The sequence below is a fragment of the Microbacterium sp. STF-2 genome (assembly GCF_034650155.1).
Classification (GTDB): Bacteria; Actinomycetota; Actinomycetes; order Actinomycetales; family Microbacteriaceae; genus Microbacterium; species Microbacterium maritypicum_A.
Genome location: NZ_JARKMW010000002.1, coordinates 166,788 through 183,717 on the forward strand (window position 1 = coordinate 166,788; position 16,930 = coordinate 183,717).

General features: G+C 69.0%; 16 protein-coding genes. 8 read left to right on the forward strand and 8 right to left on the reverse strand.

Annotated features, from left to right (window positions below):
- The first annotated feature begins 127 nt into the window (after positions 1 to 127).
- The 8 genes from MicroSTF_RS14720 (at position 128) to MicroSTF_RS14755 (ending at position 7,803) form a co-directional block, all read left to right on the forward strand.
- Complete coding sequence (locus tag MicroSTF_RS14720; protein WP_029260573.1) at positions 128 to 445, forward strand: PTS sugar transporter subunit IIB; 318 nt, start codon at positions 128 to 130, stop codon at positions 443 to 445.
- Positions 442 to 720: an HPr family phosphocarrier protein gene (locus MicroSTF_RS14725; protein ID WP_021199694.1), complete on the forward strand. Its 279-nt coding sequence runs from the start codon at positions 442 to 444 to the stop codon at positions 718 to 720. The genes MicroSTF_RS14720 and MicroSTF_RS14725 overlap by 4 nt, the downstream gene beginning before the upstream one ends.
- Positions 717 to 2,402: a phosphoenolpyruvate--protein phosphotransferase gene (gene ptsP / locus MicroSTF_RS14730; RefSeq protein ID WP_036331196.1), complete on the forward strand. Its 1,686-nt coding sequence runs from the start codon at positions 717 to 719 to the stop codon at positions 2,400 to 2,402. Before MicroSTF_RS14725 ends, ptsP begins: the two co-directional genes overlap by 4 nt.
- Positions 2,399 to 4,033 carry a PTS mannitol transporter subunit IICB gene (locus MicroSTF_RS14735; protein WP_297556546.1) on the forward strand — a complete coding sequence of 545 codons (1,635 nt, stop codon included), beginning with the start codon at positions 2,399 to 2,401 and terminating at the stop codon, positions 4,031 to 4,033. Before ptsP ends, MicroSTF_RS14735 begins: the two co-directional genes overlap by 4 nt.
- The gene (locus MicroSTF_RS14740; RefSeq protein WP_021199697.1) at positions 4,030 to 4,464 is read left to right on the forward strand and encodes a PTS sugar transporter subunit IIA; all 435 of its coding nucleotides are present in this window, start codon (positions 4,030 to 4,032) and stop codon (positions 4,462 to 4,464) included. Before MicroSTF_RS14735 ends, MicroSTF_RS14740 begins: the two co-directional genes overlap by 4 nt.
- Entirely contained in the window at positions 4,461 to 5,618 is a 1,158-nt protein-coding gene (locus MicroSTF_RS14745; RefSeq protein WP_322956738.1) for a mannitol-1-phosphate 5-dehydrogenase, read from the forward strand. The genes MicroSTF_RS14740 and MicroSTF_RS14745 overlap by 4 nt, the downstream gene beginning before the upstream one ends.
- Before the next feature lie 99 nt (positions 5,619 to 5,717).
- Complete coding sequence (locus MicroSTF_RS14750) at positions 5,718 to 7,010, forward strand: NAD(P)/FAD-dependent oxidoreductase (RefSeq protein WP_322956740.1); 1,293 nt, start codon at positions 5,718 to 5,720, stop codon at positions 7,008 to 7,010.
- Between the two features lie 49 nt (positions 7,011 to 7,059).
- Positions 7,060 to 7,803 (forward strand): alpha/beta hydrolase, encoded by a 744-nt coding sequence (locus MicroSTF_RS14755; RefSeq protein WP_416338493.1) that lies wholly within the window; start codon positions 7,060 to 7,062, stop codon positions 7,801 to 7,803.
- 3 nt (positions 7,804 to 7,806) lie between these two features.
- Here MicroSTF_RS14755 and MicroSTF_RS14760 read toward each other — a convergent pair whose 3' ends face one another.
- The 8 genes from MicroSTF_RS14760 to MicroSTF_RS14795 are packed head-to-tail and all read right to left on the reverse strand — an operon-like array spanning position 7,807 to position 16,864.
- Positions 7,807 to 8,700, reverse strand: a complete 894-nt coding sequence (locus tag MicroSTF_RS14760; protein ID WP_297556556.1) for a carbohydrate kinase family protein — start codon at positions 8,698 to 8,700, stop codon at positions 7,807 to 7,809.
- A 37-nt stretch (positions 8,701 to 8,737) separates the two neighbouring features.
- Positions 8,738 to 9,847, reverse strand: a complete 1,110-nt coding sequence (locus MicroSTF_RS14765) for a polysaccharide deacetylase family protein (protein WP_136025212.1) — start codon at positions 9,845 to 9,847, stop codon at positions 8,738 to 8,740.
- Between the two features lie 2 nt (positions 9,848 to 9,849).
- A complete protein-coding gene (locus MicroSTF_RS14770) occupies positions 9,850 to 10,965 on the reverse strand; it encodes an adenosine deaminase (protein ID WP_021199703.1) in 1,116 nt (371 codons plus the stop codon).
- A 50-nt stretch (positions 10,966 to 11,015) separates the two neighbouring features.
- Positions 11,016 to 12,329, reverse strand: a complete 1,314-nt coding sequence (locus MicroSTF_RS14775; protein WP_021199704.1) for a thymidine phosphorylase — start codon at positions 12,327 to 12,329, stop codon at positions 11,016 to 11,018.
- Complete coding sequence (locus tag MicroSTF_RS14780; protein WP_017828470.1) at positions 12,326 to 12,724, reverse strand: cytidine deaminase; 399 nt, start codon at positions 12,722 to 12,724, stop codon at positions 12,326 to 12,328. Before MicroSTF_RS14780 ends, MicroSTF_RS14775 begins: the two co-directional genes overlap by 4 nt.
- Positions 12,725 to 12,750: 26 nt before the next feature.
- A complete protein-coding gene (locus MicroSTF_RS14785; RefSeq protein ID WP_029260565.1) occupies positions 12,751 to 14,034 on the reverse strand; it encodes an ABC transporter permease in 1,284 nt (427 codons plus the stop codon).
- A complete protein-coding gene (locus tag MicroSTF_RS14790) occupies positions 14,034 to 15,353 on the reverse strand; it encodes an ABC transporter permease (RefSeq protein WP_029260564.1) in 1,320 nt (439 codons plus the stop codon). Before MicroSTF_RS14790 ends, MicroSTF_RS14785 begins: the two co-directional genes overlap by 1 nt.
- On the reverse strand, positions 15,350 to 16,864 hold the full coding sequence (locus tag MicroSTF_RS14795; protein WP_021199707.1) for an ABC transporter ATP-binding protein: 1,515 nt from the start codon (positions 16,862 to 16,864) through the stop codon (positions 15,350 to 15,352). Before MicroSTF_RS14795 ends, MicroSTF_RS14790 begins: the two co-directional genes overlap by 4 nt.
- Positions 16,865 to 16,930: the final 66 nt, after the last annotated feature.

Sequence of the window (16,930 nt, forward strand, 5' to 3'; positions counted from 1 at the left end):
TGTTCTCCATGATGTCAGGTGCCCGGCGCCCTCGGGCGGAAGGGCCTGTTCCGCAGGGGCGGAAAGGAACGTGTTGGCGCGCACCCCTCCACCGTTCCCAGACTGTTCTCAGGAAGGGTGGGCATCGATGAGGATTCTCGTGGTGTGCGGTGCGGGAGCATCGAGCACGTTCGTCGCGCAGCGGCTCCGCCGTGCGGCAGCCGCGGCCGGTCTCGATTGGGACGCGGCGGCCGGTATGGAGAGCTCCGTCGCCGGATCCGACCATGACCTCGTCCTCGTCGGCCCTCATCTGAGCGACCGCCTCGACGCCATCCGCGAAGGTGCGAGCGCGCCCGTCGCGGTGCTTCCGGACGACGTCTTCGCCGATCTCGACGGCTCGCGCACGCTCGACCTCGCCCGATCGATCCTCGCCGCCGCCGGCGAAACCCCGAAAGGAACATCATGACCGCCACCCGCACCGTTCGGATCGGCTCCTCGCACGGATTGCACGCCCGCCCCGCGAAGCTCTTCGCGCAGGCCGCGAAGGATTCCGGCATCGCCGTGACGATCGCCAAGGACTCGGGCAAGCCGGTCAACGCGGCGAGCATCCTCGGGGTCATCGCCCTGGCCGTCGAGCACGGCGACTACGTGACGCTCACGGCCGACGGCGAAGGCGCCGAGAACGTGCTCGACACGCTCACCGAACTCCTCACCACCGACCACGATCAGGACTCCGCATGAGCGAGCTCCGGGGAGTGGGGATCGGTCTCGGGGTCGCCCAGGGCCCGATCGTCCGCATGGCCGAGGCGATGCCCGCTCCGGAGAACACGCCCAGCACCGCGGGCGCGGACGTCGAACGCGCCCGAGTCCGCGACGCCGTCTCCACCGTTGCGAACGAGCTGAACGAACGGGGCGAAGCCGCCGGCGGATCCGCGCAGGAGGTGCTCGAGGCGCAGGCCATGATCGCCGAGGACCCGACTCTCCAGGACGAGGTCGACACCCGGATCGACGCGGGTGCGACGGCCGAATGGGCTGTGCACGATGCGTTCGCCGGATTCCGCGCCACGCTCGAAGCCGTCGGCGGCTACCTCGGCGAGCGCGCAGCCGACCTCGACGACATCGCGCAGCGCGTGCTCGCCCGCCTCCGCGGCGTCGACGCCCCCGGCGTTCCGAACCCGGGACACCCGTTCGTCCTGGTCGCGCGCGACCTCGCCCCCGCCGACACGGCGCTCCTCGATCTGGACCAGGTGCTCGCGCTGATCACCACCGATGGCGGCCCGACATCCCACACCGCGATCCTCGCGCGGGAGAAAGGCATCGTCGCGATCGTCGGGGTCGCCGACGGCGAGATGCTCACCACCGGCGAGACCGTGATCGTCGACGCGGCCAGCGGCGTCGTCACACGCGAACCGACGGATGACGAGAAGGCCCGAGCCACGGAGCGCGCAGCCGCTCGCCAGTCGGCCGACGCGGCCCCACCCACTCCCGGCGCTCTCGCCGACGGCACGCCTGTCGCGCTGCTCGCGAATCTGGGGAAGCCTGCAGACGCGGCCGATGCGGTCGTTCGGGGGGCCGAGGGCGTCGGGCTGTTCCGCACCGAGTTCCTGTTCCTGTCCTCGGCGCAGGCACCCACCATCGCGCAGCAGCGCGAGTCGTATCGCGAACTGCTGGCGGCGTTCCCCGGCAAGAAGGTCGTGGTCCGGATGCTGGATGCGGGCGCCGACAAGCCGCTGGCGTTCCTCAACGACGCGCACGAGGAGAACCCGGCTCTCGGTCTTCGGGGCCTGCGGGCGCTGCGGGCGAGCGAGGACATCCTGCGCGAGCAGCTCACCGCGCTTGCGGAAGCCGACGCCCAGACGGAGGCGGACCTCTGGGTGATGGCCCCCATGGTGGCGACGGTCGAGGAGACGATCTACTTCACCGGCCTCGCTCGGGAATACGGGCTGAAGACCGCCGGCGTCATGGTCGAGATCCCGGCGAGCGCCCTGCTCGCCGACCGCGTGCTCGCCCATGCGGACTTCGCGTCGATCGGTACCAACGACCTCACGCAGTACACGATGGCTGCCGACCGCATGCTCGGCTCGGTCGCCGGCTTCCAGGACCCCTGGCACCCCGCCGTCCTGCGCCTGGTGCGCGAGGTCGGCGATGCGGGCGCACGTCTCGGCAAGCCCGTCGGGATCTGCGGCGAGGCCGCGGCCGACCCTCTCCTCGCCGTGGTGCTGGTCGGGCTCGGCGCGACCAGCCTCTCGATGGCACCGTCGGCCCTCGCCGACGTACGACACGCGCTGTCCGAGCGCACCCCGTCCGAGGCGCGGAGCCTCGCCCAGGCCGCCCTGGCTGCCGACGATGCCTCCTCCGCCCGAACCGCCGTGGCGACGCTCGCCGCGGAACTCCCCCTCCACAAGAAAGAGACGACATCATGACGACGACGTCACCTGCCGCCACCAGACCCGGCGGCCTCCGCGTAGGAGTGCAGCGCTTCGGCACATTCCTCTCGGGCATGATCATGCCCAACATCGCGGCCTTCATCGCCTGGGGCTTCATCACGATGCTCTTCATCCCGGCCGGGTTCTTCGGCGCGGACAGCCCGTTCGGCTGGCACTGGGCCGGCGTGTCCGAGATCATCGGCGGGGGCGGCGACTCCGCCATCATCGGGTGGCAGGGTGCCATGACCGCGGTCGCCGAGGGTGACAACGGGAACATCCTCGCCTACGTCGGCCTCGTCGGACCGATGGTCACGTACCTGCTTCCGCTGCTGATCGCGAACACGGCCGGCCGCATGGTCTACGGCGAGCGCGGCGGTGTGGTGGCCACCATCGCCACCGTCGGTGTGATCGTCGGCACCAACATCCCGATGTTCCTGGGCGCCATGATCATGGGCCCGATCGCCGCGTGGATCACCAAGCAGATGGACCGGCTGTGGGAAGGCAAGATCCGCCCCGGTTTCGAGATGCTGGTGAACAACTTCTCCGCCGGCATCCTCGGAATGATCCTCGCGATCGTCGGCTTCTTCGCCTTCGGCCCCGTCATGCTCGGCATCAGCGCGGCGCTCGGCTCCGCGGTCCACTGGCTCGTCACGCTGCAGTTGCTGCCGCTGGTGTCGATCATCGTCGAGCCGGCGAAGGTGCTGTTCCTGAACAACGCCATCAACCACGGCGTCTTCACCCCGCTCGGGATCGAGCAGGCGGCGGAGACCGGCAAGTCGATCCTCTTCCTCATCGAGGCGAACCCCGGCCCCGGCCTCGGCCTGCTGCTCGCCTTCACGTTCTTCGGCGTCGGCGCGGCGAAGGCCTCCGCACCGGGTGCGGCGATCATCCAGTTCTTCGGCGGCATCCACGAGATCTACTTCCCGTACGCGCTGAGCAAGCCGACCACGATCCTGGCCCTCATCGCGGGTGGCGCGGCCGGCGTCACCACGAACATGGTCCTCGGCGGCGGCCTGGCATTCCCGGCCGCACCGGGAAGCATCATCGCCGTGACCGCGGCTGCGATCGGACCGGGCGTCGGCAACCTGCTGGTCGTGTACCTGTCGGTGATCATCGCCGCCACCGTCACCTTCCTCATCACCGGCGTGATCCTGCGGGCCTCCCGCAAGCGCGATCTGGAGGCCGAGGGTGACGCCTTCGGTGCCGCGATCGCCCAGACCGAGGCGAACAAGGGCAAGTCGTCGGCCGCGATGGACGCGCTGCGCACGTCGACCGCGACCTCGTCCCCCGAGGCGGCTGCCGCCGCGAGCACGACAGTGATCGCCGCCGCGCCGATCGAGCGCATCGTGTTCGCCTGCGACGCCGGCATGGGCTCGTCCGCCATGGGCGCCAGCGTGCTGCGCAACAAGCTCAAGAAGGCCGGCATCGAGGACATCACGGTCACCAACCAGGCGATCGCGAACCTCGACGGAACAGCCGACGTGGTGATCACGCAGCAGCAGCTCACCGAGCGCGCAGAGGCGAAGTCGCCGAACTCGGTCCATGTGTCGGTCGACAACTTCATGAACTCGCCCAAGTACGAAGAGGTCGTCGAGATGGTGCGTGAACAGCGAAAGGAAAACGAATGAGTGTTCTGAGCCCCGAACAGGTCCGCATCCACCCCGGAGGGGCGTCGCGCGACGAGGCCCTGCAGGAGGCGACCGACATCCTGGTCGCGGCCGGAGCCGTCACCCCGGCCTACGTCGACGCGATGCGGCAGCGCGAGGAGACCGTCTCGACCTTCATGGGGAACGGGCTGGCGATTCCGCACGGCACCAACGACGCGAAGGACACGATCCTCGCATCGGCCCTGTCGGTGGTCCGCTACGACGGCGGTGTCGACTGGTCCGGTGACCCTGCGACGTTCGTGATCGGCATCGCCGGCGTGGGTGACGAGCACCTGGAGATCCTCTCCCGGATCGCGATCCTGTTCTCCGAGGAGGACGACGTGGCCCGGCTCTCCGCTGCGCAGACCCCGGAGGAGCTCTACGCCCTCCTCTCGGAGGTGAACGAGGGATGAAGGCGGTCCACTTCGGGGCGGGCAACATCGGGCGCGGATTCGTCGGTCTGCTGCTGCGCGAGGGCGGGTACGAGGTCGTCTTCTCGGACGTCGCCGACGCGCTGGTCGACGCGATCAACGCGGTCGACTCGTACACCGTGCACGAGGCCGGCCCCGGAGGGACCGATCACGTCGTCACCGGATTCCGTGCCGTGAACAGCCGGACGGACCCCGCCGCAGTGGCGGAAGAGGTCGCGTCGGCCGACGTCGTCACCACCGCCGTCGGACCGACGGTGCTGCGGTTCGTGGCCCCGTCGATCGTCGCGGGACTGGCCCTGCGCTCCCCCGCCGCCGCACCGCTGCAGGTGATGGCATGCGAGAACGCGATCGGCGCCACCGACCTGCTGCGCCGCGAGATCGTCGCCGCAGCAGGAGCCGATGCCGAGACGCTGCTGACCAGAGCGGTCTTCGCGAACACCGCCGTGGATCGCATCGTGCCGGCGCAGCCGGAGGGATCGGGCGTCGACGTGACGGTCGAGCCCTACTTCGAATGGGCGATCGAGTCGGGACCGTTCGGCGGAGAGCTGCCGAGAATCCCCGGCGCGCACTTCGTCGACGACCTGGCGCCGTACATCGAGCGCAAGCTGTTCACCGTGAACACGGGGCATGCGGCGACGGCGTACTTCGGGGCCCGTGCGGGCATCGAGCGCATCTCGGATGCCCTGGCCGATCCGACGATCGCCGCGAGCGTCTCGGCTGCCCTCGAAGAGACGTCGGCCGTGCTGGTCGCCGAGCACGGCTTGGACCCGGAGGATCTCGCCGCCTATCGCGCGAAGATCCTCGACCGGTTCCGCAACCCCGCACTCGTCGACACCGTGCAGCGGGTCGGACGTCAGCCGCTGCGCAAGATCTCGCGTCACGAGCGCTTCGTGGGCCCCGCAGCCATGGCCGCGGAGCGCGGACTGTCCACCGAGGCCCTGGTCGCCGCCGTCTCGGCAGCGCTCGAGTTCGACGACCCGGCCGACGAGCAGTCGGTCGAGCTGCAGCAGCTGCTGCGCGCGGAGGACGCCGCAGGGTTCACCACGCGGACGACGGGCCTCGACCCCGAGCATCCGCTGTTCCCGCTGATCCGGGATGCCGTCACCGCCCGCCAGCAGCACATCGAGAGGGCCTGAGCCGCGACCCCTCGACGCCCTCGCCTGCCGATACGATCGGTGGGCGGGGGCGTTTCGCGCACGACGAGGTGCGAGAACACACAGGTATCCGGGAGCCACATGAACAGATATGCCGTGATCGGCGCTGGTCCGTCCGGCCTCGCCGCAGCGCGCGCCCTGCAGAAGCGCGGGATCTCCGTGGACGGATATGAGGCCTCGCGCGGCGTCGGCGGGCTGTGGGACATCAGCAATCCCCGCAGCACGATGTACGAGTCCGCGCATCTCATCTCCTCCCGCACGACGACCGAGTTCACCGAGTTCCCCATGCGGTCCCGGGTCGATTACCCCGGACACCGGGTACTCAAGGACTACTTCGACGACTATGCCCGGCACTTCGGGCTCACCGACCTCTTCCTCTTCGACACGCGGGTCGCGCGTCTCGAGCCGCGCGACGGCGGCTGGGATCTGACCAGTTCCGGCCCCAGGGGAGACGAGACGCACTGGTACGCGGGCGTCGTTCTCGCGAACGGGACGCTCGCCGAGCCGAACATCCCGGCATTCCCTGGTGAGTTCACCGGCGAACTGCTGCATACACACGCGTACAAGTCGCCCGAGCAGCTCAAGGACCGGCGCGTGCTGCTGATCGGCGCGGGCAACTCCGGCTGCGATATCGCGGTCGACGCCGTGCATCATGCGGTATCCGTCGACATGAGCGTCCGCCGCGGGTACTACTTCGTTCCGCGGTATCTGTTCGGCAGGCCGAGCGACACTCTCAACCAGGGGCGACCGCTCCCCGCGCGCATCAAGCAGGCCATCGACAGTCGTGTGCTGCGGGCCTTCACCGGCGACCCCGTGCGGTTCGGGTTCCCGAAGCCCGACTACCGCATCTACGAGTCGCACCCGATCGTGAACACCATGGTCCTGAACCACCTCGGGCAGGGCGATCTGCGCATCCGTCCCGACGTCTCGCGCTTCGACGGCGCGAGCGTGCACTTCCGTGACGGCAGCGCCGACGACTACGACCTCGTGCTGCTCGCCACCGGCTACACCCTCGACTATCCGTTCGTCGACCGCGAGCACCTGCACTGGCGCGGTGCCGCGCCGCGGCTGTTCCTGAACGTCTTCCCCGCCTCGTTCAACGGCCTCTACGTGATGGGCATGATCGAGGCCTCGGGCATCGGCTGGCAGGGCCGCTACGAGCAGGCGGAGCTGCTCGCGGCCTACCTGAACGCGGTCGAGCAGGATCCGGAGCGCGCGTCGCGATTCCGCGATCGTGTGACCGGAAGCCCCTGGCCCGATGTGACCGGCGGCTACCGCTACCTGGGCCTGGATCGGATGGCCTACTACGTCAACAAGGACGCCTACCGCGGTGCCGTCCGGAACGAGAAGCGCATTCTGGAGTCACGGGCGTAACGCTTCTCGGTGACGAGCGACCGTCGACCGGGCGGAGTAGCGTTGTCTCGTGCAGAAGAAGCCCCGCCGGATCCTGAAGCGCGTGCTGTGGAGCGTCGCGATCGTGTTGGTCGTCGCCGTCGGCGGGGTGCTCGCCTGGACCCAGATCGGCGTCATGGCGGCGGAGCCGGAGCCGCTCGCCTCCGTGCGGGAGAACCCCGCCATCACCGTGACCGATGCCGACCAGGGCATCGTGCTCGCCCCCGCCGGCGGGAGATCGGACCTCGGCCTCGTCTTCATCCCCGGGGCCAAGGTGGATCCGTGGGCGTATGCCGCGATCCTGCAGGGGCTGGCCGAAGAGGGGGTCACGGTCGTGATCACACGCCCGTGGCTGAACCTGGCGTTCTTCGACCCGCGCGGACTCGACGCCTTCACCTCGGCGGCCCCCGACGTCGATGTGTGGGGCGTCGGCGGGCACTCCCTGGGCGGCGTGCGTGCGTGCCAGCTCGCGGACGACGCCGATGCGCTCGTCCTGTTCGCCTCCTACTGCGCGAACGATCTCTCCGGCAGTGGGCTTCCCGTCCTCAGCCTGTCCGGCAGCGAAGACGGGCTGTCCACCCCCGAGAAGATCGCCGACGCGCGCGATCAGCTGCCCGCCGATGCCGACATGGTCGAGATCGAAGGGGCGTCGCACGCGTCCTTCGGCGACTACGGACCGCAGGACGGCGACGGCACTCCGACGATCTCCCGCGACGAGATGCACGCGGAGGTCACGCATCTGACCGACGAGTTCCTCGCACCGCTCTCGCCCTGAGCGTCACCTCCCCACGGCCCCGAGGACCGGGTCGAGCAGCGGATGGAGGTGCCGGGTGCGCAGGACCGCCGCCGCCGAACGCGCCCCCGCCTCGAGCGCAGTGGTGACGCCCGCCCCGTCGAGCCGCGCGTCGAGCACGCCCGCGAGGAACGCATCACCCGCGCCGTTCGTGTCGACGACCTCGACGGGCACCGCAGGAACCCGATGCACCACGCCGTGCTCGTCGACCGCCACGGCCCCCTCCGCTCCCAGGGTGCACACGGCCAGGCGCGCTCCCGCCGCGATGCGGGACTGCAGGAACACGACCGGGTCGTCCAGCCGGTCGGCGTTGCAGAACACCGCATCAGCGGCGTCGAGGAACGGCCGGTGGTAGTGCGCCCTGCCGTCGTAGTCGTGCACATCCACCCAGATCGGCGTGCCGGTCGATCGGGCGAGAGGCAGCAGGCGCAGGGGTTCCGCGGCGAGGTCGAGCACGACCGCATCGGCAGTGACCATCCGGTCGCGCATCCGGTCGTCGCGCGTGCCCTCGGCCGTGCTCGGGGTCGACAGGTACAGCGAGACGCGACCGCCTTCACGCGTCATCAGGTTCAGATGCCGTTCGGTGACCCCGTCGTCCCAGGAGGTCTGCACGCCGGCGGCGCGCAGTGCGTCGCGCACGCGCCCGCCCTCCGCATCCGTCCCGGAGATGGCATGCAGCCGTGTGGTCCGGCCCAGCGCGGTCAGGCTGAGCGCCTTGCCCGCGCTGGTCCCTCCGACCGTCTCCCACGTGTCCTCGGCGAACTGCATGTGCGGCACCGGCTCAGGAAGCCGATCCAGCACGATGATCGTGTTCCACGATGCCGGCCCGACGATGACGACGGAGGCGGATTCCGCTGCGGACTCTGAGGAGGAGGGCATGGGACCATCCTGCCGTGCCTCGTCTCGGCCGTCTCCTTCAGCCGATGCGCGAGACCAGCGCGTCCAGCCCCATGCCGTAGTCGATGCGCACGACGGGAAGGGCGAGCTTGTCGGTGCCGACCTTCACATATCCGGGCTCGATGGTACGTCCCATCTCGTAGCCGGCCTGGGCGACGCCCTGCTTGGTGGTGTCGTTGTAATGCCCGTACGGATACGCCACGACCTGACCCACACCGAGGATCTGAGCCGACGTCGTCAGGTCTGCCGCGATCTGATCGGCCGTCCAGTTGACCATCCGCCCCTTGCCGTTGTCGCCCGCCTGGTGCATGTCATGCGTGTGCGAGCGGCGCTGCACGTAGATGGACGGCGCCGGGTCCTGCCGAGCGGCCGTGATCATGAACGACGTGCTGAGCAGCTTGTACTTGTCCACGACCGGCACCGCGAGATCGAACCACGACTGGTCGGCGTCGTCATCGGTGATGATCACGCTCTTCGCAGGAAGCGAGAGCCGCCCGTCGATGAAGGCGCTGAGCTCGTCCCAGGTGGGCAGGTAGAAGCCCGTCGTCGCGATGTGGTTCATCTGTGCATCGAAGTCACCGATGTAGGCGTAGTTGCCGCGCAGCCAGCCCTTCTCCCCCTCGGGGTTCGCCGTGAACTGGTGATACATGAGGATGGGCACTCGCACGTTCTCCGCGGCGTTCTCCTCCGGCGTCTTCCAGGCGGCGAAGAGCTCGACCTGCTGGTCCGTGCACACCACGGGGTCGGCGCCGTTCACGCGGGCCGCGACCGTCAACGCTCCGGCGTCCGCCGCCGTCGCGTACCAGCCGGCGAACACCCGACCCTCCAGCTGCGGGATCGGAAGGCCCTGGTACAGGGCGTCCTGGAACTGCAGCATCGGGTCGGCAGGAGCCCCGTCGCCCGAGAAGGTCACCGCACAGGCGCGCGGATCGTTCGCATCCGCCACGATCTGCTCCGCCGGCGTCAGCGGATGCTCGATCGTGGCGGACTGCGCCTTCGGAATCGTGTTCTCCTGCGCACGGTTCAGCCAGACGAAGGCGGCAGCGCCACCTCCGACGACGACGGCGGTCACGACGGCGCTGACGATGATCGCGGCGCGCGTGCGGCGCTTCTTCCCCCCGGAAGCCATGGTCAGGCGTCGAAGCCTTCGGCGATCATCTCCACGAGCTCCTCGCGCTCCTCGACGGGGAGGAACGCCGCGGCGGCGGCGTTGAACTGGAAGGTCTCGAGGTCGTCGAGGTCGTACTCGAACGCCTCGACGAGCAGGGCGAGCTCACGCGTGAGAGACGTGGCGCTCATGGTGCGGTTGTCGACGTTCACGGTCACCGCGAACCCGAGCTGGTAGAGCAGGTCGAAGGGGTGGTCCACCATGGTGTTGCCCCACGCGGCGATGGCCCCGGTCTGCAGGTTCGACGAAGGCGAGAGCTCGAGCGGGATCTCGCGGTCGCGGACCCAGCGCGCGAGGTCGCCGAACTGCACCTGCACCTCGTCGCCCTCCTGGGTGATGACCTCGAGGTCTTCGGCGATGCGCACACCGTGGCCGAGCCGCAGCGCGCGTCCGTCCAGCAGAGCCGAGCGGATGGAGGCGGGACCCGCCGCCTCTCCCGCGTGCACGGTGACGGGGAAGAAGTTCTCGGCGAGGTAGTCGAACGCCTTGCGGTGGTTCGACGGCGGGAAGCCATCCTCAGGACCGGCGATGTCGAAGCCCACGGCACCGCGTCCGCGGAAGTCGACCGCGAGTTCGGCGATCTCGAGGGCGCGATCGGTGTGCCGCATCGCCGTGATCAGCTGCCCGACGCGGATGCTGCGTCCCGAGCGGTCCGCGGCGTCCTCACCCTCTTCGATGCCCTGCTGCACCGCCTCCACCGTCTGTTCGAGCGTGAGGCCGCGAGCCAGGTGCTGCTCGGGCGCCCAGCGCACCTCGCCGTAGATCACGCCGTCGGCGGCGAGGTCTTGGACGAACTCCCGTGCGACACGGGTGAGGCCCTCCTGCGTCTGCATCACGGCGGTCGTGAGGTCGAACGTCTTGAGGTACTCGACCAGCGAACCGGAATCGCTCTGCTTCGCGAACCACGATCCCAGCGCCTTCGGGTCGGACTCCGGAATCTCCAGGCCGATCGCGTCCGCGAGCTCGATGATCGTGGCGGGCCGCAGCGCGCCGTCGAGGTGGTCGTGCAGCGACACCTTGGGAAGGCTCCGCAGGGAGACCCCCTGAAGTGTGACGTCGCCGTTCGCATCGATCGACATGGTGATCCTCTCGGTCGCGGATGTGCTCAGTTCAGGCTAGCGGTCCGCCGTCACGCCGTGATGCGCTCACGGACGATGGGGCCGGTCACCGGCGCCTCATCCCCGATCTCCCACGAACCATCGAGGGCGTCGAGAGCCCTGCCGAACCGGGCATCGTCGGCGGCTGAGAGGGTGAAGAGCGGCTGGCCGGCGACGACGCGATCGCCCGGCTTCGCATGCAGATCGATGCCTGCCTCGAAGACCACCGGGTCCTGCGCCCTGGCGCGCCCCGCGCCGAGACGCCAGGCAGCGACCCCGAACGGGAGGGCATCCATGCGCGTGATGATTCCGTCGGTGGGGGCGAGCACCTGGTGGGTCTCGCGCGCCGTCGGGAGCGCGGCATCCGGATCTCCGTCCTGAGCGCGGATCATCGCCTTCCAGGTGTCCATGGCGCGGCCGTCGTCGAGAGCGGCCTCCACGTCGGCGTCCGGCTGTCCTGCGAGGGCGAGCATCTCGCGTGCCAGGGCGATCGTGAGCTCGCGCACATCGGAGGGTCCGCCACCGGCGAGGATCTCGACGGATTCACGGACCTCGTTCGCGTTGCCGATCGCAAGGCCGAGCGGGACGTTCATGTCGGTCAGCAGGGCGGTCGTCGCGACCCCGGAGTCGGTGCCGAGAGCGACCATGGTGCGGGCGAGCTCGCGGGCGCGATCGATGTCCTGCATGAACGCACCGGAGCCGAACTTCACATCGAGCACGAGAGCGTCCGTGCCCTCGGCGATCTTCTTCGACATGATGCTCGACGCGATCAGCGGGATCGCCTCGACGGTGCCGGTGACGTCGCGGAGCGCATACAGCTTCTTGTCCGCGGGTGCGAGGCCGGAGCCGGCGGCGCAGATGACCGCACCCACGTCTCCCTGCATCTGCGCGAACATCTCCTCGTTGCTCAGAGCAGCGCGCCATCCGGGGATCGACTCGAGCTTGTCGAGCGTGCCGCCCGTGTGACCGAGCCCGCGACCGCTCAGCTGCGGCACGGCCACGCCGAACGAGGCGACCAGCGGGGCGAGCGGCAGCGTGATCTTGTCGCCGACGCCACCGGTGGAGTGCTTGTCGACCGTGCGCTTGCCGAGGGAGGCGAAGCTCATCCGCTCCCCCGACGCGATCATCGCGTCGGTCAGCACGCGGATCTCGTCGCGCTCCATGCCGCGCTGGAAGATCGCCATCGCGAACGACGCCATCTGCGCGTCCGAGACATAGCCGCGGGTGTAGGCATCGACCATCCACCGCAGCTCCGCCTCGGGCACGGCACCCCCGTCGCGCTTGGCGCGGATCACATCGATCGCGTCGAACGGTTCGATGGCTCCCTGAGCCTGTCCAGCGGTCATCGTGCTTCCTCCAGGTCGCGCGGCCCGAACGCATCGGGCAGCACCTCGTCGATCGTGCGGATGCCGGAGACGGTCTCCAGGAGCATCCCGGGCATCGCATGCTCGAACAGCAGCTGGCGACAGCGTCCGCACGGCATGATCGTCTGCCCCTCGTTGTTGACGCACACGAACGCGACGAGCTGGCCGCCGCCGGACATGTGCAGGTCACCGACCAGCGCGCACTCCGCGCACAGCGTCACACCGTACGACGCGTTCTCCACGTTGCAGCCGGCCACGATGCGGCCGTCGCCGACGAGGGCGGCCGCACCCACGCGGTAGCGCGAGTACGGCGCGTACGCCTTCGTCATGGCATCCGTGGCGACCTGGCGCAGTTCATCCCAGTCGATGTCGGTCATTGCGATGATTCTCTCTTCCGGCAGGGCTACGACTTGATGTAGGGCTTGCCGTCTGCGGCAGGGGCCTTGATCTGCCCGGCGAATCCGGCGACCGCGAGCAGCGTCACGACATACGGCAGCATCAGCATGAACTCGCCCGGGATGGGCGTCTTCAGGATCGACAGCAGGTTCTGCAGGTTGGTCGCGAAACCGAACAGCAGCGCCGCGAGGGTCGCACGGATGGGATCCCATCGGCCGAAGATCACAGCGGCGAGGGCGATGAAGCCGAGCCCGGCCGTCATGTCCTTGCCGAACTGCGGCACCGAGACGAGGGTGAAGTACGCACCTCCCATGCCGGCGATCGCGCCGGCGAGCAGCACGTTCCAGAACCGGGTCGGGTTCACCTTGATACCCACGGTGTCGGCCGCCTGCGGGTGCTCCCCGACGGCACGCAGCCGCAGACCCCACCGGGTGCGGTAGAGGCCCCAGGCCACCACGGCGACCGTGATGAACATCAGGTACCCGATGAAGGTCTGGTTGAACAGCACCGGCCCGATGATCGGGATGTCACTGAGGACCGGGATCTCGACGCGCGGGAATCGCACGGGCGTGTTCAGGGTCGCCTCGTTCGGAGCGAGGAGTGCGCCGTAGAGGAAGCCGGTGAGACCGGTGACGAGCACGTTGAGGACGACACCGACGATGACCTGCTCGACCAGATACTTGATCGCGAAAGCGGCGAGGACACTAGCCACCAGGACGCCGCCGATCATCGCCCCGACCAGGCCGACGAACGGGTTCCCGGTGATGCTCGACAGGAGCGCTGCCGAGAAGGCACCGAGAAGCAGCTGCCCCTCGATCGCGACGTTCACGACGCCGGCACGCTCGCCGATGACACCGCCCAGAGCGCCGAACACCAGGGGCACCGAGAGCGAGACCGCGCCGAACAGCAGGCTCGTGACCGGCACGAGTCCGCCGGCGGAGGCCCAGACGAGGAACGCGAAGACGGCCAGCACGCTGAAGGCGATCACGAGCCACAGGGACGGCGGACGGTAGGTCCATGCCCGCAGGAACGCCCCCACCGTGAGCACCACGAGGATGCCGAACACGACCCAGAAGGTCGAGGCCGTCGGCAGCGCCACATCCGGCAGCGCGAGCGCCGAGGACTGGTCGGAAAGGCGGAACGTGCTGATGCCGTCGCGCGGCACGAGCAGGAACAGCAGGGCCAGGAGCACGGTCGCTCCGGCCAGCACGATCGGCGCCTTGAGGTGCCGCTCCTTCACGGTCGCGAGCTGCACCGTGCCGTCGGCGGCCTGGGTCTGCACGAGGGACATCATGCCGCCACCGCCTTCTTCGCGGCCTTGGCTCTGAGCCGTGCCGCCTTCTCGATATCGGTCTTGGGGAGGAAGAACACCGTGCGCAGCAGCGGCGGCGCGGCGATGAACAGCACGACGAGCGACTGCACGACGAGCACGATGTCGACCGGGATGTCCTGTGCCTGCATCGAGAACGACCCCGCCTTGAGGGCGCCGAACAGGATGCCGGCAGCGAACGTGCCCCAGGCGCGACTGCGCCCGAGGAGGGCGACGGTGATGGCGTCGAAGCCGATACCGGCATCGATCGTCTCGGTGACACCCGTGGTCACCGCTCCCTGGATCTGATTCATGCCCGCGAGGCCCGCGAGGCCGCCCGCGAAGAGCATGGCGTACACGTAGATGCGCTGCACGCTGATGCCCGCGGCCCGCGCGGCGTGCGGGTTCTCGCCCACGGCGCGCATCCGCATGCCGAGCGACGAGCGCTCGATGAGCCACCAGACGAACAGGGTCGCCACGATCACGATCACGAAGCCGAGGTCGAGAAGGGGGAACTGCGGTCCGAGCAGCGTCGGGAACTGCGCGCTCTCCGGCGTCGCCGATCCGAGGGCCTGGTTGGTGCCCGGCTTCTGCAGCAGACCCGGGGTGCGGATCATCCAGAGCAGCAGGTAGTACGCGATGTAGTTGAGCATGATCGTGAGGATCACCTCATGCGCACCGGTGCGCGCCTTGATGAGTCCCGCGATCGCACCCCAGAGCGCACCGCCCGCGATACCGGCGATGAGCGTGACCGGGATGTGCAGCCAGATCGGCAGGTCGAGCGAGAACGTCAGCAGCGCGGCGACGGCGACGCCGATCAGCATCTGACCGCGAGCACCGATGTTGAACAGCCCGACGCGGAACGCCAGCGCGACGCCGAGGCCGGCCGCGATGAGCGGTGCCGCGAAGCCGAGCGTGTTGGTGAGGGGTCGGATCTGCGCCGCGAAGTCCGCGCCACGGGCGTTGAAGATCGCCCCGCGGAACAGCGCCTCGTATCCGTTGTAGACGGCGTTCCAGGCGGCGACGAACGTGTCACCGGGCTGCGCGAAGAAGTAGACGGATGCCGCCTGGACGTCTTCGTTCGTCAGCGCGATGAGGATGCCGCCGACGATGAGCGCCAGCACGATCGCGAGGATCGTGGTCACGGCGCTGCCGCGGAGGATCTCCTTGAGGATGACGTTGCCGCGCGGGGGCGGCGGCACGTCGGAAGGGTCGCGCGGGACCGTGCCGGTGCTCGTGGCGAGCTCCTGCGGCGGGATCCCCTTGGTCACATCTCCTGCGCCGGGCGTCGCTCCGCTCACGCGGCCACCTCCCCTTCGGCCGCTCCGGCCATCATGAGTCCGAGCGTCTCCCGAGGCGTGTCGCCGGGGACGATGCCGACGATCGTGCCGCGGTACATGACCGCGATCCGATCGGCGAGAGCTGCGACCTCGTCGAGCTCCGTGGAGACCACGATCACGGGCACACCCGCGTCACGCGTCTCGATGATCCGCTTGTGGATGAACTCGATCGAGCCGACGTCCACGCCGCGGGTGGGCTGCGCCGCGACGAGAAGGCGCAGATCGCGGCTCATCTCCCTGGCGATGACGACCTTCTGCTGGTTTCCGCCGGACAGCGTGCCGGCGGGGGTCTCGGGACCCTGCGTGCGGATGTCGTACTCCTTGATGCGCGCACGGGCGAACTCGTCGAGTGCTCCACGCCGCAGCGTGCCGGCGCGGCTGAACGCCGGGTCGTCCGAACGGTCGAGGATCAGGTTCTCGGCGACGGAGAATCCGGCCACCAGGCCGTCTTCCGTCCGGTCTTCCGGCACGAAGCCGACGCCGGCGTCGAGGATCGCCCGCACGCTCTTGCCGACGAGTTCGTTGCCGTCGAGTCGGATGCTGCCTTCGACACGGGCGGCGAGACCGACGATGGCCTCCACCAGCTCGGTCTGACCGTTGCCCTGGACGCCCGCGATCGCGAGCACCTCCCCCGGCCGGACGGCGAAATCGACCCCGTCGACGACGATGGCGCCGGTGGGCGTCAGAACGCGCAGACCCGTGACCTCGAAGCCGCCCTCGCCCAGGCGCGGCGGCTCCTTGTGCACGGTGAGCTCGACCGCGCGGCCGACCATGAGCGATGCCAGCTCGGAGTTCGTCGCTGTGGGCGAAGCCTCACCCACGACCTTGCCGAGGCGCACGATCGTGATCTTGTCCGCGACCTCGCGGACCTCACGGAGCTTGTGCGTGATGAACACGATCGCCGTGCCCTCGTCACGCAGTTGACGCATGATGCCCATCAGCTCATCCGTCTCCTGCGGAGTGAGCACCGCGGTGGGCTCGTCGAACACGAGCACCTTCGCGTCACGCGACAGCGCCTTGATGATCTCGACGCGCTGCTGCACGCCGACGGGAAGATCTCCGACCAGCGCGTCGGGGTCGATGTCGAAGCCGAAGCGGGCCGCGACCGATCGCACGTGCTCTCGCGCCTTCGCGATGTCGAGCGTGCCGAGGGCCTTGGTCTGCTCATGTCCGAGCATGACGTTCTCGGCCACGGTGAACACCGGGACGAGCATGAAGTGCTGGTGGACCATGCCGATCCCCGCAGCCATCGCGTCACCGGGACCGCGGAAGCGCTGCACCTCGTCGTCGAGGAGGATCTCGCCCTCGTCGGCCTGATACAGACCGTAGAGGACATTCATGAGGGTGGACTTGCCTGCGCCGTTCTCACCGAGCAGCGCGTGGATCTCACCCGGTTCGACCACCAGATCGATGTGGTCGTTGGCAACGAGGGTGCCGAATCGCTTGGTGATGCCGCGAAGTTCGAGCTTCATATCTGCACCTTATCCAGAAGAGTCATCCAGAAGAGCCATCCAGACGAGTCTTCCAGGGGGATCATC